The organism is Peribacillus sp. NJ11 (genome assembly GCF_030348405.1).
Classification (GTDB): Bacteria; Bacillota; Bacilli; order Bacillales; family DSM-1321; genus Peribacillus.
Genome location: NZ_JAUCFO010000001.1, coordinates 3,014,889 through 3,031,778, shown reverse-complemented (window position 1 = coordinate 3,031,778; position 16,890 = coordinate 3,014,889). Strand labels below are relative to the sequence as shown.

15 protein-coding genes and 2 riboswitches are annotated in these 16,890 nt (G+C 41.5%); of the genes, 6 read left to right on the top strand and 9 right to left on the bottom strand.

Annotation, left to right across the window (positions count from 1 at the left end):
* Positions 1-92: 92 nt before the first annotated feature.
* Positions 93-605, bottom strand: a complete 513-nt coding sequence (locus QUF86_RS14975; RefSeq protein ID WP_289334762.1) for a YqhR family membrane protein — start codon at positions 603-605, stop codon at positions 93-95.
* A gap of 334 nt (positions 606-939) precedes the next feature.
* Between QUF86_RS14975 and QUF86_RS14970 the strand changes: the two genes are divergently transcribed.
* Both QUF86_RS14970 and QUF86_RS14965 read left to right on the top strand, forming a co-directional pair.
* Positions 940-1,893, top strand: a complete 954-nt coding sequence (locus QUF86_RS14970; RefSeq protein WP_289334761.1) for a DUF1385 domain-containing protein — start codon at positions 940-942, stop codon at positions 1,891-1,893.
* A 137-nt stretch (positions 1,894-2,030) separates the two neighbouring features.
* Positions 2,031-2,405 (top strand): SA1362 family protein, encoded by a 375-nt coding sequence (locus QUF86_RS14965; protein ID WP_061464010.1) that lies wholly within the window; start codon positions 2,031-2,033, stop codon positions 2,403-2,405.
* Positions 2,406-2,427: 22 nt separating this feature from the next.
* Here the strand turns inward: QUF86_RS14965 and QUF86_RS14960 are convergent, their stop codons facing one another.
* Together QUF86_RS14960 and splB are read right to left on the bottom strand one after the other, a co-directional pair.
* The gene (locus QUF86_RS14960; protein WP_289334760.1) at positions 2,428-3,309 is read right to left on the bottom strand and encodes a patatin-like phospholipase family protein; all 882 of its coding nucleotides are present in this window, start codon (positions 3,307-3,309) and stop codon (positions 2,428-2,430) included.
* An 83-nt stretch (positions 3,310-3,392) separates the two neighbouring features.
* Positions 3,393-4,418, bottom strand: coding sequence for a spore photoproduct lyase (gene splB, locus QUF86_RS14955; RefSeq protein WP_289334759.1), 1,026 nt, complete (start codon positions 4,416-4,418; stop codon positions 3,393-3,395).
* A gap of 143 nt (positions 4,419-4,561) precedes the next feature.
* Between splB and QUF86_RS14950 the strand changes: the two genes are divergently transcribed.
* The gene (locus QUF86_RS14950; protein ID WP_289315692.1) at positions 4,562-4,747 is read left to right on the top strand and encodes a hypothetical protein; all 186 of its coding nucleotides are present in this window, start codon (positions 4,562-4,564) and stop codon (positions 4,745-4,747) included.
* Positions 4,748-4,921: 174 nt separating this feature from the next.
* Here QUF86_RS14950 and QUF86_RS14945 read toward each other — a convergent pair whose 3' ends face one another.
* Both QUF86_RS14945 and QUF86_RS14940 read right to left on the bottom strand, forming a co-directional pair.
* The gene (locus QUF86_RS14945) at positions 4,922-7,492 is read right to left on the bottom strand and encodes a vitamin B12-dependent ribonucleotide reductase (protein ID WP_289334758.1); all 2,571 of its coding nucleotides are present in this window, start codon (positions 7,490-7,492) and stop codon (positions 4,922-4,924) included.
* A gap of 390 nt (positions 7,493-7,882) precedes the next feature.
* Positions 7,883-8,719: a lipoate--protein ligase family protein gene (locus tag QUF86_RS14940; RefSeq protein ID WP_289334757.1), complete on the bottom strand. Its 837-nt coding sequence runs from the start codon at positions 8,717-8,719 to the stop codon at positions 7,883-7,885.
* 214 nt (positions 8,720-8,933) lie between these two features.
* On the opposite strand from QUF86_RS14940, the gene QUF86_RS14935 reads away from it, so the two are divergent.
* Entirely contained in the window at positions 8,934-9,317 is a 384-nt protein-coding gene (locus QUF86_RS14935) for a rhodanese-like domain-containing protein (RefSeq protein ID WP_289315689.1), read from the top strand.
* Positions 9,318-9,477: 160 nt separating this feature from the next.
* Here QUF86_RS14935 and gcvPB read toward each other — a convergent pair whose 3' ends face one another.
* From gcvPB to gcvT, 3 genes are read right to left on the bottom strand one after another with little or no spacing between them, the layout of a single operon-like run.
* Positions 9,478-10,938: an aminomethyl-transferring glycine dehydrogenase subunit GcvPB gene (gene gcvPB / locus QUF86_RS14930; protein WP_289315688.1), complete on the bottom strand. Its 1,461-nt coding sequence runs from the start codon at positions 10,936-10,938 to the stop codon at positions 9,478-9,480.
* Complete coding sequence (gene gcvPA / locus QUF86_RS14925) at positions 10,931-12,277, bottom strand: aminomethyl-transferring glycine dehydrogenase subunit GcvPA (RefSeq protein WP_289334756.1); 1,347 nt, start codon at positions 12,275-12,277, stop codon at positions 10,931-10,933. Before gcvPA ends, gcvPB begins: the two co-directional genes overlap by 8 nt.
* A gap of 17 nt (positions 12,278-12,294) precedes the next feature.
* Positions 12,295-13,401, bottom strand: a complete 1,107-nt coding sequence (gene gcvT / locus QUF86_RS14920) for a glycine cleavage system aminomethyltransferase GcvT (protein WP_289334755.1) — start codon at positions 13,399-13,401, stop codon at positions 12,295-12,297.
* A 134-nt stretch (positions 13,402-13,535) separates the two neighbouring features.
* A riboswitch (glycine riboswitch) is annotated at positions 13,536-13,619 on the bottom strand.
* Positions 13,620-13,622: 3 nt separating this feature from the next.
* A riboswitch (glycine riboswitch) is annotated at positions 13,623-13,710 on the bottom strand.
* 374 nt (positions 13,711-14,084) lie between these two features.
* Between gcvT and QUF86_RS14915 the strand changes: the two genes are divergently transcribed.
* A complete protein-coding gene (locus QUF86_RS14915; RefSeq protein WP_289334754.1) occupies positions 14,085-15,773 on the top strand; it encodes a DEAD/DEAH box helicase in 1,689 nt (562 codons plus the stop codon).
* Positions 15,751-16,548, top strand: a complete 798-nt coding sequence (locus QUF86_RS14910) for a YqhG family protein (protein WP_289325719.1) — start codon at positions 15,751-15,753, stop codon at positions 16,546-16,548. Before QUF86_RS14915 ends, QUF86_RS14910 begins: the two co-directional genes overlap by 23 nt.
* A 45-nt stretch (positions 16,549-16,593) precedes the next feature.
* Here the strand turns inward: QUF86_RS14910 and QUF86_RS14905 are convergent, their stop codons facing one another.
* Positions 16,594-16,779, bottom strand: a complete 186-nt coding sequence (locus tag QUF86_RS14905; RefSeq protein WP_289315683.1) for a YqzE family protein — start codon at positions 16,777-16,779, stop codon at positions 16,594-16,596.
* Positions 16,780-16,890 lie beyond the last annotated feature (111 nt).

The window sequence follows — 16,890 nt, the reverse complement described above, 5'->3', positions numbered from 1 at the left end:
TCAACACCTGCTCATAATTAAAAGAATGCTTTCCATGAACATTCTATCATAATTACAAATTGTCTTACTACTTTTTTACAACCAAGAAGCGATCAGCTTTCCTTTCGTTTCTCGGCGTGCTTTTGTTGACGTATATATTCCTGATGATCGTATGATATAGAATACCCTACAAAAAGACCGTATAAAATAAAAATGCAGACACTGGTTATAATCGTATTTGCCGACATTTTCGAAATGGTTGGCAAATCGGCGAACATCGGTTTCAGGACAAATACGAGCAACGCCCAGCAAACCACTCCCAAAAAAATACCCGAAAAAATACTCTTCATCCTTTTAAAAAGACCATAGTATATAAAAGCGATCCCCACGGATAGAATTCCGAACAAAAGTATGGTCATTACCGTACCAAGCCAGTGATCGATCCAAGTCATATTCGACCACGAAGTAAGTATGAATTTTGGGCTAAACCCCATAAAATTAACATAATGGGCGATGATTCCGGCAAAACTGGCTGCAGCCCCGCCAACAAAACCGATAGCTAGTACATTGTAGATCAACACGCTTTCATTTTCCTGTTGAATTTGTCCATTTTCATTAGAAGACATATCAAACACCTCCGCTACGTAGTATGCCCTTTGTTAAATAGAACTATTTTTTTTTATTCTTAAGGAGGAGAATCACTAGAGGTTTTGGGATTTATTCTGTATGATTAAATCATAAATATTGTACTTTTTTCAGAGGAAAATACCTATCCTCTGTTGAAGTTTATAATGTACACAGGATACTAACTTCCTGTGAGTCAACATTCATAAAGCAATCGCAGGGATAAAGCCGCCATTCAATTTTGGAGGAACGCCTTTAAACCCTTGTGATGCTTGATAATAAACATGTTAGCACCCATGAGAGAGCTACGTGAATAACTATTAGGTTGGTGTAGAAATGTCTGAGGTCCAAAAACCCGTTTATGGAGGGCAGGCTGTTGTGGAAGGCGTCATGTTCGGGGGCAAACATCACACAGTAACTGCGGTACGCCGCAAAGATTCAACGATTGTATATTATCACCTGCCGCGAGAATCAAAACCTGTTGTCAACCAATTAAAAAAAGTGCCGTTTCTAAGGGGTATCGTATCACTGATTCAGTCAAGTGCCACCGGTTCGAAACATCTGAACTTTTCCACTGAACAGTATGAAGAAGAAGACGGGGAAAAGCAGGACGAAAAGAAAAAAGAAACAAAAGAATCTTCTAAATTAAGTGTATGGCTTGGAGTTGCCGTAATCGGTGTTCTTTCCTTCCTATTTGGGAAGCTGCTTTTCACTTTGATTCCAGTCTTTCTTGCCGAATTGACAAGACCCATCTTCAGTGGCCATATGGCTCAGGTTTTAATCGAAAGCTTGTTCAAGTTGATATTATTGCTGGTATACATTTATGTAGTATCCATGACCCCATTGATCAAGCGGGTCTTTCAGTATCACGGAGCAGAGCATAAGGTGATCAATTGCTTTGAAAGCGGAAAAGAATTGACCGTTGAAAATGTGCAGGCAAGTTCACGCCTTCATTATCGCTGTGGCAGTAGCTTTATTTTATTTACAGTCATTGTAGGTATGTTTGTTTATATGCTCGTTCCGACCGATCCATTATGGCTCCGTGTCGTGGATCGCGTTTTACTTATCCCCGTAGTGCTAGGCATAGCCTTCGAGGTATTGCAGTTGACCAACAAAGTAAGAGATATCCCCATCCTGCGTTACCTTGGCTATCCTGGCCTTTGGCTTCAGTTATTGACAACCAAAGCCCCTACCGACGATCAAGTCGAAGTCGCATTGGCGTCCTTCCATGAACTGTTAAAAATGGAAAAAAGAACTGAAAAAGGTTTAGAATCAGATGTTATTGTGTAAAACATCTATACACATTTTGATTATGGTAAATCATATACTAACTTAAGGAATGATCTTCATTTATTTCAAATATTTTACATGGAGAATGTTTAAAATAAGCAAAAAATGCTTATGATGCTCTTAAGGAGGTGTCTTTGTTGAAACGTTTCATATCTTTCATGATATACGGAATCATCGCCCTCGGAGTCCTCGGACTAATGAGCCGACTATTTAATGACCCGATTGGCTTTTTTAGAAACATTCTCATAATAGCCATTGTCGCAGGGATTATTTATATGATTTATACCGGATTAACAAAGGGAAAACCAGTTAAAAAAGAGCAGCAAGCATTCCGAAAGGCTGCCCGCCAATCGAAAAAAAGGCTAAAAAACCGAACTTCGAAAAAGGATAATGTGGCTAGCTTCTCTGCAGCAAAATCATCAAAAAAAATAAAAGTGAGAAAGAAAACGGATAGTCACTTAACCGTCATCGAGGGGAAAAAGAATAAAAAGAAAAATCGGGCTTCTTTTTAAGAGCCCGATTTTTTTATGATTATTAATATGTCCAATTCTTAAGGAATTCTTTAGTACACTGTCTGCCCTGATTCATCAATTCACCCTTTTTATCATCATTCAGATTGAAATCCATTGCAGAAATTCCCTTCATCGGGATAAATACAATATTCTGGACGTGTTTTTTGGAAATATAACGTGCATCATGGGCATCTTTCATCGTTTTGAATAGTGCGGAGAACAATTCTACCGCATTATCCACCTCATGCGGTTTCCATATCTCATCGACACTTAGTCGCAAGCCTATGACCGGTCGTTCCTTCCTTACATGATCTGAATTGAATAACCACATTGGAAAATTGCTTAACACACCTCCATCAACAAAAAGGAACGTGCTTTTTCCGACATCAAGTTTTACTGGCTCAAAAAAATAGGGAATGCTACAACTCATTCTCACTGCCTTAGCCACTGGAAATGCGAGCGGATCAATTCCATAATTCGGTAACTCATCAGGCAGTACCACCAATTTCCCATTTGTAATGTCAGAGGTTATGATACGGAGAGACTCCGGTCGAACATCCTTAAAGGTAACTACATTCCTTTCGGCAAGTTTACCGGCAACCCATGATTCCAAAGCGTCGCCTTTATAAAGGCCCAGTTTCCAGTAAATAAGGAGCCACTTAGCAAGCGGGATAGGCAATAGACCACGCCTTTTATCCAGCATGCCGCTTAAATCTATATCAAGAAAAAGCTCTTCCATCTCTTTACCTGTGTATCCAGCGGCTACGAAAGCTGCAATTATGGAACCAGCACTTGTACCCGCTGTCCTATGGAATACAAATCCTCGTTCCTCTAATTCCTGCAGGGCTCCAACTAAACCATAGCCTTTAATCCCGCCTCCGGAAAAAACGCCGTCAATAATCATAGCTGCCCTCCCTAATCCGGTCTTTACATTTTTAAGCAGGATTAGAGCGATTTATGACAGTTTTATATGAAAGATTGCCTTCATCAGGTAAAATACTGAATTTCCGCTTTAGGGAAAAATTCTGCTATATACCCACGAATGGCCGTTTCCAGTTCTGCGGCTTCTTCGGTTTGGTAAACATATTTACCAATACCGTATCGGCCCCATTTATATTTACGCTTCGTTTCGTCCAGTTCCAATTTCGTTTTCGGGTAGTTTTTTTGAATCACTTTTTTGGCAGGGCCAGTAAACCGATGCTGGATTAATTCGAAAGTCAAGTCTGGGATATCCACGCCTTTTAACGCCTCACTTAACCGTTCGAATAATTCACGGTAGCCCTCTTTCCATGCTTCATGACGATATATTGGAGCTACGATAAAACCCAAGGGATATCCGGCACCTGCCACTTTTCGCGCCGCTTCCATTCTTTCTTCAAAGCTCGAAGTGCCGGGCTCGAAATTCTTTATCACGTAACGTGAATTTATACTGAACCTAAATCTAGTTTTTCCATTATGTTCAGCATCCAACAGGTGGTCGACATGATGAAATTTAGTTACGAACCTTAGAACCCCATATTCACTTTTCCCAAAATATTCTATAGCCCTTTTTAATGAATGTGTCAAATGATCAATTCCGACGATATCTGATGTACAGGCCGCCTCAAAATGTGTAATTTCAGGCTTTCTCTCATTGATATAATTTTCGGCTGCCTCGAAAATCTCCTCGAGATTCACGTATGTCCTAATGTATGGCTTTGTTCCGAGTGTCGTCTGTAAATAACAATAATGACAATGCCCCATACACCCGGTTGCAAGAGGGATGGCATATTCAGCAGATGGCTTTGAAGAATCGAATTTCAATGTCTTTCTGATCCCTACCACAAGCGTGGACTTGGCGACACGATATTTTTGTAAATCATTTTCTCCAGGAAGATCCCTAATTTGGTTATGTGAGGTAGTCTCACGGATTTCAATGTTCAAATCCTCGAAATTTTTTTTCAATTCCCGGCCAAGCGGGTATTCCAGTGCCCTGGGCTCGATATATACTAACTGTGGCATAAATGGTTTCATTTCGTTCTCCGTTCTTTTCTGGATTTGTTCATACTTTCAATCGAACTACACAATCTAATTAATAGGGATAGTTTTTCTTTATTCTGTTATCCTCATGATTGTTTTTAATTGGAAAATCCAAGATGAAGGAGATGCGATATGGTATGGCTAATAAACGAGACTTCTTGACAAATGGAATGGGGAAACAATCGATTACCGTCCAAACAGATAATAAATATCCAAATCCCAGGAATATACCTGGAGACTCGGTCGATGAATTTTCGGTATTGAAAGATGGAAACCAATATCTCGCCGAGAAGGAAATAGGCCAGCAAAATGAAAATGGATGAATGAACGCAAAGAGAAGCCGAATCCAACGATTCGGCTTCTCTTTATTTAAGTTCAATGGAATGTAAATTGAACAGAAGTTAACAACCTACAAGTTCAATCCATTATGTTTATTAAAAAAAAGCCGTTAAGATCAGCTTTTCAGCACACTTAACGACTTCTTCTATCAGCTTAGCTTATAGCCCACATTTTAATTGTGCTCCACAATTCGTGCAAGTATTACATCCGCCCATTTCCTGGACTTCACCTTTACGGCAGACCGGACAAGTGTTGCCCACTTCCGACCCAATCGTAACATTCGTCGAACGGAGTTCATTTATCGTATCGACCAATACGACTTTTTTCTTTACTTCCACATCTGTCAATTCGTCCATCTCTAGCTGTTCGTCCATTTGGTTTTCTTCCGCTTTAAGCGTGAGAACCTGACTGTCACGGCTGCCGTCCACATAAACGGTACCGCCTTTTGCTCCGCCTTTGTATAGACGTTCATATACTTTTTCAACCTGTTCGACAGTATATCCTTTTGGAGCATTGACCGTTTTACTGATCGAACTGTCAATCCAGCGTTGAATGATGCATTGAACATCCGCATGGGCTTCAGGTGCCAATTCCATAGCGGAGATGAACCATTTTGGAAGCTCCTCTGGATTAGCTTCTGGATGACGGTCCAAGTATTCCTGAACAATATCAGCCTTAACTTCAATGAATTTGCCAAGTCGGCCACTGCGGAAATACGTGAAGGAGAAGTATGGTTCAAGACCTGTAGATACCCCAACCATCGTTCCTGTGCTTCCTGTAGGAGCCACTGTCAATAAATGAGAGTTACGGATGCCATGTGCAGCAACACTTTCCCTGATGTCTTCCGGCATTTTTTCCATAAATCCGGTTTGTGTGAAACGCGTTCTAAGCTCATCGGTTTCTTTATCATTTGATCCGATCAGGAATGGGAAACTGCCTTTTTCTTTAGCAAGTTCCACGGATGCCCTGTAGGCTGTAGTCGCAATCGTTTCAAACACCTTGTCGACCAGGATGTTTCCTTCTTCAGATCCGTATTCCGTTTCACAGTAGATTAACAGGTCATGCAGACCCATTACACCAAGGCCAACCCGTCGCTCGCCCAGTGCCTGTTTTTTGTTTTCATCCAAGAAATAAGGAGTTGCGTCAATGACATTGTCCTGCATACGTACACCGACTTCGACGGTCTGCCTAAGTTTCTCGAAATTAACGGTTTTTTTATCTTTATCGGCCATTTCAGCCAAATTGACAGCAGCAAGGTTACATACTGAATATGGGGCCAATGGCTGTTCGCCACATGGGTTCGTAGCTACGACCTGTTGACCGTATGCTTTGGCATTCGTCATTTCATTAGCATTATCGATAAAGAAAATACCTGGTTCAGCAGAATATGTTGCACAAATGTTTATTAAGTTCCAAAGCTCTTTAGCTCGGATTTTACGATAAACACGAACTTTGTGACCCATTCTCTCCCATTCGCGAACATCACCGACATTATGCCATTCGGCATTATAAATAGCCATTTCTTCGGCATTATAGCTTTCAACATCAGGAAAACGCAATTCGTATTCCTCATCTTTTTCTGCCGCTTCCATAAATTCCTTAGTCAAGCAAATCGAAATGTTGGCGCCAGTTAGAAAATCGGAATTATGGACACTATACGTACCGCCTGTATGGATCTTTTCCTCTGCATCCCTAATGATTTTCTCGCTAAATCCACCTAGACCAGGAATCTCTTTATAATTGATGATTCCTTGATACATAGCCGTTTCCTGTTCGGTGTGCGGCGTGAATTTCAATTTATCTGTCGCATATTTCTTGATGGCCTCATCTTTAGTGTTTTCCACTAAATAACGAAGGATCCTTGGATTTTGCATTTTAGAAATGATGAACTCTGCAATATCAGGATGCCAATCAGCGAGCATGATCATTTGCGCACCGCGTCTGCTACCGCCCTGTTCAACTAGATGCGTCAATTTCGCAATATCATCAAGCCATGACACTGAACCCGAGGATTTTCCATTTACCCCTTTTGCCAGAGTGTTCCTTGGACGCAATGTCGATCCGTTCGTACCCACTCCGCCGCCGCGGCTCATGATTTCCATCACTTGTTTCCTATGTTCTGAAATTCCCTCACGTGAATCAGGTACGAATGGCATCACATAGCAGTTGAAATAAGTAACATCCGTATTGGAACCCGCACCATATAATACTCGACCTGCCGGGACAAAATTAAGGTTCTTTAATTCTTCATAGAATTTATTGAACCATTCCGTTCTTTTTTCTTCAGTGGTTTCCACTGAAGCCAAGCCTGTTGCATTACGTTTCGCAATTTGTTCATAGTATATTTCAAGCGGTTTTTCGATAATATCCAGCGGACGGTTTACAATCCCGGTCTCCACTTCTTCCGGACTATCCAATACGCCGCGGAATTCTTCATCCACCAATACCTTGGCTTTTTTGGTTTCCCAATCTATTTCAACGATGTGACCGAGACCCCGTGCTGGGAATTTCGGATCTTCCTTGATCGTCAACACTACGAAATCGCCTGCCGAGAGTGTGATTTTTTCAGTATCCTTAAAAGAATAGCGGTCAAGCATGACTAGACGGGACACTCCCTTATGCGCCATTTTCATATCAGCCGTTACAGGGTGAACCTGGGGAAATAAAGAAATATCCTTATTCAACCTTTCTAGATCAACCTTTAAAGCTTCTTTTATTACAACCGACATAATTCCCTCTCCTTTATATGTTTCAAGATCCGTTCTTGCCGCCGCAAAAATCTATATGTAGCCTTACATGTCCGTTTCGCTTAACAAGTACCCTAAATTTATCATAGCGAAACTCAAAAATCAACATATAGTGTCGCATTAAATATTTCAACTACTATATATTGTGTTTGTTTTGAATGACTTTTAATTTTGTCAAACGATAAATCAATTAATATAGTTAGCAAAAGGGAGGAAAATGTCGATTTACGATAATTTTTCATCAGATTTCAATTAATTTGGACCTTGCTTTTTCCCCATCCCTTTTAGGACTTATTCCCGCAAGGAATAGCTTATTTGGTAAACAAATCTGAAAAAACTTTTTTATTTTCCACTTTAATTATTCTGCTTCTTCTATCTCATGAAATTCCATTCATCGCTTTCATATTTGCTTTCTGCTATGGCCTTCACTTCCAGCAATTGTTGTTCAGTGAGGACGTATGGTTCTAGATCGATCGATAGTCCTTCGGCAAAACCTTTTTCAAAAGCAACTTTCGCTTCGGGGATGGTAATCTTTCTTCCGGCAATGTCATTCATGGCTACAGCTTTGTTTTTTAAGTTTTTTTGCATTCTCTCTTTAACCCTGTCATTTGAGAATTTAAATACGCTAAAGAGCTTTTCATCATCAAGTTCAAGCAAAATGGCCCCGTGTTGAAGGATGACGCCCTTTTGCCTGGTTTGTGCGCTGCCAGCGACCTTCCTGCCCTCAACAACCAGTTCATACCAACTTGGAGCATCAAAGCAGACGGAAGACTTGGGCACTTTTAAAGCCGCTTTTTCCTGCTCGGTTCGAGGCACAGCAAAATAAGCATCCAATCCAAGATTCCTGAACCCCATTAATATTCCTTCGGATATGACGCGATATGCTTCAGTAACGGTAGTTGGCATTCCCGGATAGGTTTCTGGAACGATTACGCTATAAGTCAATTCATGCTCGTGCAGCACCGCTCGTCCTCCTGTTGGTCTGCGAACAAAACCGAGGCCTTGCCTTTTGACCTCTTCCATATCGATTTCCGCTTCTGCCTTTTGAAAATAACCAATCGACAATGTCGCTGGATCCCAACCATAAAAGCGTATGATTGGCGGAATTTCCCCTTTGCTTTGCCAATTTAAAAGCGCTTCGTCCATCGCCATATTAAAAGCCGGTGAACAATTTCCAGAATCTATAAAACCCCATTTTTCTTTAGTCATCCTAAACCCTCGTTTCAATAGACTGTTTTTCAGTAATTACGTTATACCCCACAAAAAACTCACATGTAGTAGTTTAACAGACTTTAACACTCTAAAAAAGAAAGTGCTATCAAGTCGATAAAGAATTTGATGAAAATTCTTTTTGATTATTAAGTAAAGCAATTATATAATAAGTATTGTCTGTATTCGTTAAGGTAGAAGGGAGTTTTAATGTTTGGAATTATTATATACACTGCTCATCATCTTGGGAGTGGTTATTGCGTATTCACTTTTTAATTGGTACCGCCAGCGTAAAATCGTTAAAACATTAACACAGGACGAATTTATCGCTAACTACAGAAAAGTGCAGCTGATCGATGTTCGGGAACCGAATGATTTTGATAACGGTCATATCTTAGGCGCAAGAAACATCCCTATGACGCAAATGAAAACTCGCTTGGTCGAAATTAGGCCGGACAAGCCTGTATACTTGTACGCTCAAAGCGAAATCATCAGCGGAAGAGCTGCAGCCATGCTATACAAAAAGGGCTACAAGGAACTTTTTCACCTAAAAGGCGGTTTCAAAATGTGGACCGGGAAAATCAAAGCAAAGAAATAAGACCCCATCTCCGCATGGGCTCTTTTTAATTAAAACGTCTACATGTTCAATGCGGGCTCAATGAAAATGAAAGTTAACTCATTGACTTTGATTAGTTCTTTACAAGATACATAAACATGAAAACCCCCGCCGTCCGGCAGGGGGTTTTTCATGTAAGCTTTCAGTCGGCTTGAAAACGCAGAACCGGTTTTCTTGCAGCAAGAGTTTCATCAAGCCGCTTTATAACGGTCGTATGCGGAGCTTCCTGAACGATTTCCGGAGTTTCCTCCGCTTCCTTGGCAATCTGGATCATTGCATCGATGAATGCATCCAGAGTTTCCTTGGACTCCGTTTCGGTCGGTTCTATCATCATTCCTTCTTCCACGTTCAACGGGAAGTAAATGGTTGGAGGATGATACCCGAAATCCAGCAATCTTTTGGCTATGTCGAGAGTCCTGACTCCCAATTTCTTTTGCCGACGTCCGCTTAATACGAATTCGTGCTTACAATGACGATTATATGGTAGGTCAAAAAATGGTTCCAACCTACGCATCATATAATTTGCATTGAGGACCGCATTCTCGGTGACGGCTTTAAGGCCATCAGGACCCATTGAACGAATGTACGTATATGCCCTTACGTTTATCCCGAAATTCCCATAGTAGGGTTTTACCCTGCCAATGGATTGCGGGCGATCATAATCAAGAACGAATTGCTCATCTTGTTTGACCACAAGCGGTTTAGGCAAGTAAGGAATCAAATCCGACTTTACTCCTACAGGGCCAGAACCCGGACCGCCGCCGCCATGCGGGCCAGTGAATGTTTTATGGAGATTTAAGTGAACCACATCAAAGCCCATGTCACCCGGGCGTGCTTTTGAAAGTACTGCATTCAGATTGGCACCATCATAATAAAGCTTCCCACCGGCATCATGGACAAGTTGTGCCATTTCCAATATGTTCTCTTCAAACAATCCCAACGTATTGGGGTTCGTCAGCATCAAAGCCGCCGTATCCGGTCCCACAACACGCTTTAAATCCTCAAGGTCGACTAACCCGTTTTCATCGGATTTCACTGTTATCGTTTCAAGTCCGGCCACAGTGGCAGAAGCTGGATTCGTACCGTGTGCAGAATCGGGTACGATCACTTTCGTCCGTTCTGTATCGCCATTAGCTTCGTGAAAAGCGCGAATCATCATCAACCCTGTCCATTCACCGTGTGCACCTGCTGCAGGCTGTAATGTCACTTGATCCATCCCTGTGATTTCCGTTAGATGTTCCTGCAAATCAAATAATAGTCCCAAGGCTCCCTGAACAGTACTCGGATCTTGATATGGATGGATATGGGCGAAACCGTTAAAGCGTGCCACATTTTCATTTATTTTCGGATTATATTTCATCGTGCATGAACCCAGCGGATAAAAACCCGAATCCACTCCATGATTCCGTTTGGAAAGTGCTGTATAGTGACGCATGATATCCAATTCGGACACCTCAGGAAGCTCCGCCTCTTCTTCACGGATGTAGTCGGCAGGAAGAATTTCTTCGAGCGGAGTAGTTGCAACATCCATTTCTGGCAGACTATACCCGATTCGACCGGATGTACTGATTTCAAAAATGAGTGATTGATCTTGATTATTCATGTTGATCCCCCAATTCCTGCGCAAGTGCATCAATTTCTTCTTTTGTTCTAAGTTCCGTTACCGCGACCAGCATATGGTCTTCCAGCTCAGGATAAACCTTTCCTAAATCAAAGCCGCCGATCATCCCTTTTTCAAATAGGTTTTTATTGATTTCTGAAAACGAAGCAGGCAGTTTAATGACAAATTCATTAAACGAAGGACCGTCGAACATTACTTTTATCCCTTTTGCCTCAATAGCTTTTTTCGCATAATGCGCTTTTTGAATATTTTGCACGGCCATTTCTTTGACCCCCTTTTTCCCAAGAGCGGTCATTGCAACAGAAGCTGCCAAGGCGTTCAACGCTTGATTGGAACAAATGTTGGATGTGGCCTTATCACGGCGAATGTGCTGCTCACGAGCTTGAAGCGTCAGCACAAAACCCCTTTTTCCATTTTCATCCACTGTTTGACCGACGAGTCTGCCCGGAACTTTCCGTACAAGTTTATTCGTAACGGCAAAATATCCACAATGAGGTCCACCGAATGCTGCTGGAATGCCGAATGGCTGAGCATCCCCCGTTACGATATCTGCACCGAGGGCACCAGGGGATGTCAAGGCTCCCAGTGCAAGCGGATTACTGGAAACGATAAACATGGACTTGACGCCATGAATGATTTCTTCCATTTCTTTCAATGGCTCGATACGGCCAAAAAAGTTCGGATATTGCACAATCACTCCTGCAATATCATCTTTCACCAACTCCCTTAAGGCGGCCATATCCGTCACACCGTCTTTATAAGGAATTTCGATCACTTCCACGCGTTGTCCTTTCGCATAGGTCTTAACAACTTCTCTTGATTCAGGATGAACCGTCCCTGAAATGAGAATCTTCTTGCGTCGTGTCTGACCTGAAGCAAGCATGGCTGCTTCAGCTAGCGCTGTCCCGCCGTCATACATGGAGGAGTTAGCCACATCCATACCCGTCAATTCACAAATCATCGTTTGATATTCAAAGATGGCCTGAAGCTCGCCCTGTGAAATTTCAGGCTGATAGGGTGTATAAGCCGTATAAAACTCAGAACGGGAAAGAACATGATCGACGATGACCGGTGCATAATGGTCATAGACACCCGCACCAAGGAAGGAAGCATAATTTTTAAGATCCGCATTCTTGGCAGCAAGCCTTGATAATTCTTTTATTAAGGCAGGTTCCGATTTAGCGGGCTTGATATCGTATTCGCCTTGAAAACGAACACTTTCAGGGATATCATTGAAAAGTTCTTCAACAGTAGGTACACCTATCACTTCAAGCATTTCTTGTTTATCTTGCTCTGTCATGGGTAAATAACGATGTTTCATCTAATGACCATTCCCCTCTATTTACGTGGTTTTTTATAAAAAGGTGTTTGTATGATAACGGCTTTCAAACGTTTGGATCGAATTTCCACTTCGACTTCCGCATCCAGCACCGAAAATTCCTTATCGATAAGTGCCAACCCTACGTTCTTCTTCAACGTTGGTGATTGGGTACCAGTCGTGACCTCGCCAATGACTTTGTCCCCGCTGTAGACCTTATACCCATGACGTGGAATGCCACGGTCAATCATTTCAATTCCCACAAGCTTGCGGGGAGCCCCTTTCTCCTTTTGTTCAGCAAGAACGGCTTTCCCGAAAAAATCTGCTTCCTTATCCACTTTTACCGCAAAACCGATCCCGGCCTCTATTGGGGTGATGTCCGCTGAAAGTTCCTGCCCATACAGCGGAAGTTTCGCTTCAAAACGCAGGGTATCACGAGCACCTAAACCAATCGGCTGAATCCCTTCTTCCTTTCCGGCATCCAGAATCGCCTTCCAAAGGGCAGGACCGTTTTCACTGTCGCTATATATCTCAAAACCATCTTCACCAGTATATCCGGTACGGGATACCATCGTGGAGATACCATTTATCATGACATTTTCCTTGAACTTGAAAAATCCAATTTCACTTAAGGCAGTATTTTCTGATAGTTTTTGTAATATCTTCTCTGCAGATGGCCCTTGAAGTGCTAGCTGTGTATAGTGACTCGATACATTTGTGATTTGGACATCTTCCGGTAGATTAGCTTGCAGCCAATCGAAATCTTTATCTGTATTCGCTGCATTGACCACGAGCAGATAGTCGTCTTCAGCCCGCTTATAAACGATGAGATCATCAACCGTCCCGCCGTTTTCATAGCACATAGCCGTATATTGGGCACCGCCCTGTTGCAGCTTTGATATATCATTAGTCAGCATCTTCTGTAAAAAGGAAAGGCTCCCAAGCCCCTTAACATCAACTTCCCCCATATGGGAAACATCGAATAACCCCGCTTTTGTACGTACGGCTTCATGTTCGTCCTTTATACCCGAAAATTGGACAGGAAGTTCCCAGCCGCCAAAATCGATCGTTTTACCGCCGCATTCACGATAAACTTCAAATAGTGGTGTTCTTTTTAAATTGGTCAAAAAATGACCCCCCTCAGATTTTTTAATTTAAATGGCTTCATTATCAAAGCTTCTTGTCATTACGCATCAGATATCCTGATTCATGATGTGAAAAAAGCACAAAAAAGGACAGAGAAAGCCCGTTTGAGCTTTTTCTCTGTCCTGAAACCTGAAAGTTTACCTATATAATAGGTTTTCCCCTTTGGTGGCCGTCCCAAAATGGGCGGCGCTCTCCAGAGTTGCGTCCAATAAGAGTTCTTTTGCCTGAGAGATTCACTGCTAAGTTTGCTCCTTCGGCGCTACATCCGTAGTCTCTCCCCTTATCTTCACCCGCATATAAATGGTCTACCAATGAAAGTAAGCGAACAAGCCCCAAGCATTAGTAAAACCTTTGAGCATCATGGAATGCATTCTCTGCCAACTCTCCTAAAACTTCAGGAACCATTTGAATGATCTCCTTCAGTATCTTGGATAAAATAGGAGCCTGTAGCGCATACTAAGAAAACGCGAACTGCAAAACTGAAATACAAAGATTCTTTACAGCGTTTGGAAATTGGAATTTTCTAAATATACTTATATCCTACCCTAAGAAACTTATCTCTGCAATATCTTTTGAAGAGAAATATTTTTCTTACTTCACATATGAAATGTTCGGGTTTTGACCTTTTATTAAGGAAATTATGATTTAAGAGGGAGTTATTTCTATGAAAATCAATATATCCTTCAATTCTGAATGGAATGACGAGTTTCTGCAAAAGATGGAAAATGACGGTCCATGGGGAAATTGGGAGCTTTATAAGTTGGCGGTTCAAATGGAGGAAAATCTCATCATCCCTGATTTTGAGGGATTACAGGCGCCCAAGCACCTTCCGCAGTTAACCCCGCTTCCCCACCAATTGGAAGCAGCAAAGCAAGTGGTGGAAAAGATGAATGGAAAGGCCATTTTAGCTGATGAGGTAGGGCTCGGAAAAACAATTGAAGCCGGCTTGATCCTAAAAGAATATATGATTAGAGGCCTTGTAAAAAAAGTATTGATCCTTGTACCGGCCTCACTTGTCACACAATGGGCTTTTGAATTGAATACCAAGTTTCATATTCCGGCAGTCGTTCAGAGAAAAAGTTATGTTTGGGACTCCTGTGATGTGGTCATTTCATCCATTGATACAGCGAAACGCGATCCACATCGTGATATCATTTTCAATCAGGAATATGACTTCATCATTATTGACGAAGCTCATAAACTTAAAAATAATAAGACGAAGAACTATGAATTCGTCCAAAATCTGAAAAAGAAATTTTGTTTACTCCTGACAGCTACTCCCATTCAAAATAAAGTCGAGGAAATTTTCCACCTCGTTTCGTTATTGAAACCAGGCCACTTGGGAAATGCCTCACTCTTTTCGGAAAAATATAAAGGGAAAGGCCGGAACATAATTGAAGATGAACACCTAAAGGAACTGGTCAACACTGTTATGATACGAAACCGGCGGGCCGATACTGGTATTGAATGGACAAAAAGGCATGTGGAAACCATCACAATTGAATTTTCTCCAACCGAGCAGGCATTGTACGATGCCGTTTCCAAATTCAAGCCTATTTCGGATGGAACAAAAGGAAGCGCTTTTTCAGCTCTCACTCTCCAAAGGGAAGCCTGCAGCAGCAGGGAGGCAGTCTTTTATACTTTAAAAAATATGAAAGCAAAATACGACCAGCCTTCCCCTGACTTTTTGGCAAAGCTTGATGATTTATTTTCTAAAGTGAACGAAACGGTTCAGAACTCCAAAGCTGAAAAAGCTTTGGAACTGATCAAGAAAATTGATGACAAAGTGATTATCTTTACCGAATACCGAGCGACCCAGCTTTATCTGCAATGGTACCTGCAACAGAATGGGATTTCTTCAGTCCCTTTCCGAGGCGGATTTAAGCGTGGAAAGAAAGACTGGATGCGCGAATTATTCCAAAAGAAAATACAGGTATTAATCGCAACCGAAGCGGGCGGGGAAGGGATAAACCTTCAGTTTTGCCATCACTTGATTAATTTTGACCTACCATGGAACCCCATGAGACTCGAGCAAAGAATTGGGCGGATTCACCGGCTTGGTCAGGAAGAAGATGTCATGATTTATAACTTTGCCACGAAAAATACAGTTGAAGAACATATTCTGAAGTTACTATACGAAAAAATTAATTTATTTGAAAAAGTAATTGGTGAACTGGATGATATTCTAACCAAACTGGAAATTAACAACATTGAAGAATACTTAATTGATGTAGTCGGCGAGTCCAAAACAGAGGGCGAAATGAAAATCAAGATGGATAATTTCTCATCGTTAATTCAATTCGCTCAATCCATGAAGGAAGGTGAGGTTCATGCAGCAACGGGAAATTCATGATTTTTTATTAACTTACTTTAAAGCCAATGATTGTGAAATACTGGATAATACACCCACCCACCTTACCGTTCAACTGACAATTGAAATGGATAAAGAATTAATGAACAGACCCTTTTATTGGCACTATCTAGAAAAAACCGGTGGCATTCCGAACCCAGCCCAGATGACTTTCATTACCGACCCAGAACATGCTCCACCCGATTTAAAGGGAGAAATGATTCATTTTGGCTCCCCTCGCCTTCATCAAATTATTCAATCAACAAAAAATCTGGCAGGGTATACTAGACTTTTTGAGGATACTCCTCCATCAAAAGGCGGGAATAATCCATTGTTTCCTTGGCTAACCCTTAATGTGAAAATATCCTATCAATGCGATCGTAAAAAAGATACATTTATGTCCATCGGATTGAATTTAATCTCAGGCGAGATCATGGAAAGCTTTCACCATCGGGTTTTACCGGTTAAGGTCACCCCAAAAATTCCGGATTATTCCTTTACGCTTTCACCGCTCATCATGCCCAAGAGTGGATTGGCAAGACTGGATACATACATCAGAACCAGTTTCGAGGATGATGACCATTCTTGGGCGGAAGAAGCAATGCTTCGCTGGCAGAATGACTTGAATTTATTGGAGCATTTTTACAAGGATATGGACGAAAAAAGTGAGAGCTATTTTACCGAAAAAGAAGCCTTAAAAGCACAATATGAACCGAACATCCGAATATCCATCATCAATGGAGGTTTATTTTACCTTTCAGATAGGGCGTTGGGATAGGATCCTTAATAAAAAAACAGATGTCCTAATTTAAGGACATCTGTTCTATTTCTTGATATTTTTCCTTAAGAACATCGACAAAGCAAAAGGGACAATGCCAAACCAATGGGACATACCATGGTTTTTATCCTCTTTTCTATGACGTCGCTTTTCTTTTCGTTCTTTTTTGGTCAGATTAAAATATTCGACAAGCTGTTGCGTCAGATATTTAATATAAGCGTTTGTAGACATATAAAAATCACCCTAAACAAAGTATGCCCGGTTTACGCTTGTTTTATTCCTTCACTTGTTCCCTAAACACGCGAATCTATCGCTTGAACATGATTGAACCTTTATAAAAGA

Bases quoted from the DNA above. Each gene is read 5' to 3' on its own strand.
- gcvPA (WP_289334756.1), bottom strand. From the start codon at position 12,277: ATGAAACATCGTTATTTACCCATGACAGAGCAAGATAAACAAGAAATG.
- QUF86_RS14910 (WP_289325719.1), top strand. From the start codon at position 15,751: ATGCAGCAACGGGAAATTCATGATTTTTTATTAACTTACTTTAAAGCC.
- QUF86_RS14945 (WP_289334758.1), bottom strand. From the start codon at position 7,492: ATGTCGGTTGTAATAAAAGAAGCTTTAAAGGTTGATCTAGAAAGGTTG.
- QUF86_RS14905 (WP_289315683.1), bottom strand. From the start codon at position 16,779: ATGTCTACAAACGCTTATATTAAATATCTGACGCAACAGCTTGTCGAA.
- splB (WP_289334759.1), bottom strand. From the start codon at position 4,418: ATGAAACCATTTATGCCACAGTTAGTATATATCGAGCCCAGGGCACTG.
- QUF86_RS14970 (WP_289334761.1), top strand. From the start codon at position 940: ATGTCTGAGGTCCAAAAACCCGTTTATGGAGGGCAGGCTGTTGTGGAA.
- QUF86_RS14960 (WP_289334760.1), bottom strand. From the start codon at position 3,309: ATGATTATTGACGGCGTTTTTTCCGGAGGCGGGATTAAAGGCTATGGT.
- QUF86_RS14975 (WP_289334762.1), bottom strand. From the start codon at position 605: ATGTCTTCTAATGAAAATGGACAAATTCAACAGGAAAATGAAAGCGTG.
- gcvPB (WP_289315688.1), bottom strand. From the start codon at position 10,938: ATGAATAATCAAGATCAATCACTCATTTTTGAAATCAGTACATCCGGT.
- QUF86_RS14950 (WP_289315692.1), top strand. From the start codon at position 4,562: ATGGCTAATAAACGAGACTTCTTGACAAATGGAATGGGGAAACAATCG.
- QUF86_RS14915 (WP_289334754.1), top strand. From the start codon at position 14,085: ATGAAAATCAATATATCCTTCAATTCTGAATGGAATGACGAGTTTCTG.
- QUF86_RS14940 (WP_289334757.1), bottom strand. From the start codon at position 8,719: ATGACTAAAGAAAAATGGGGTTTTATAGATTCTGGAAATTGTTCACCG.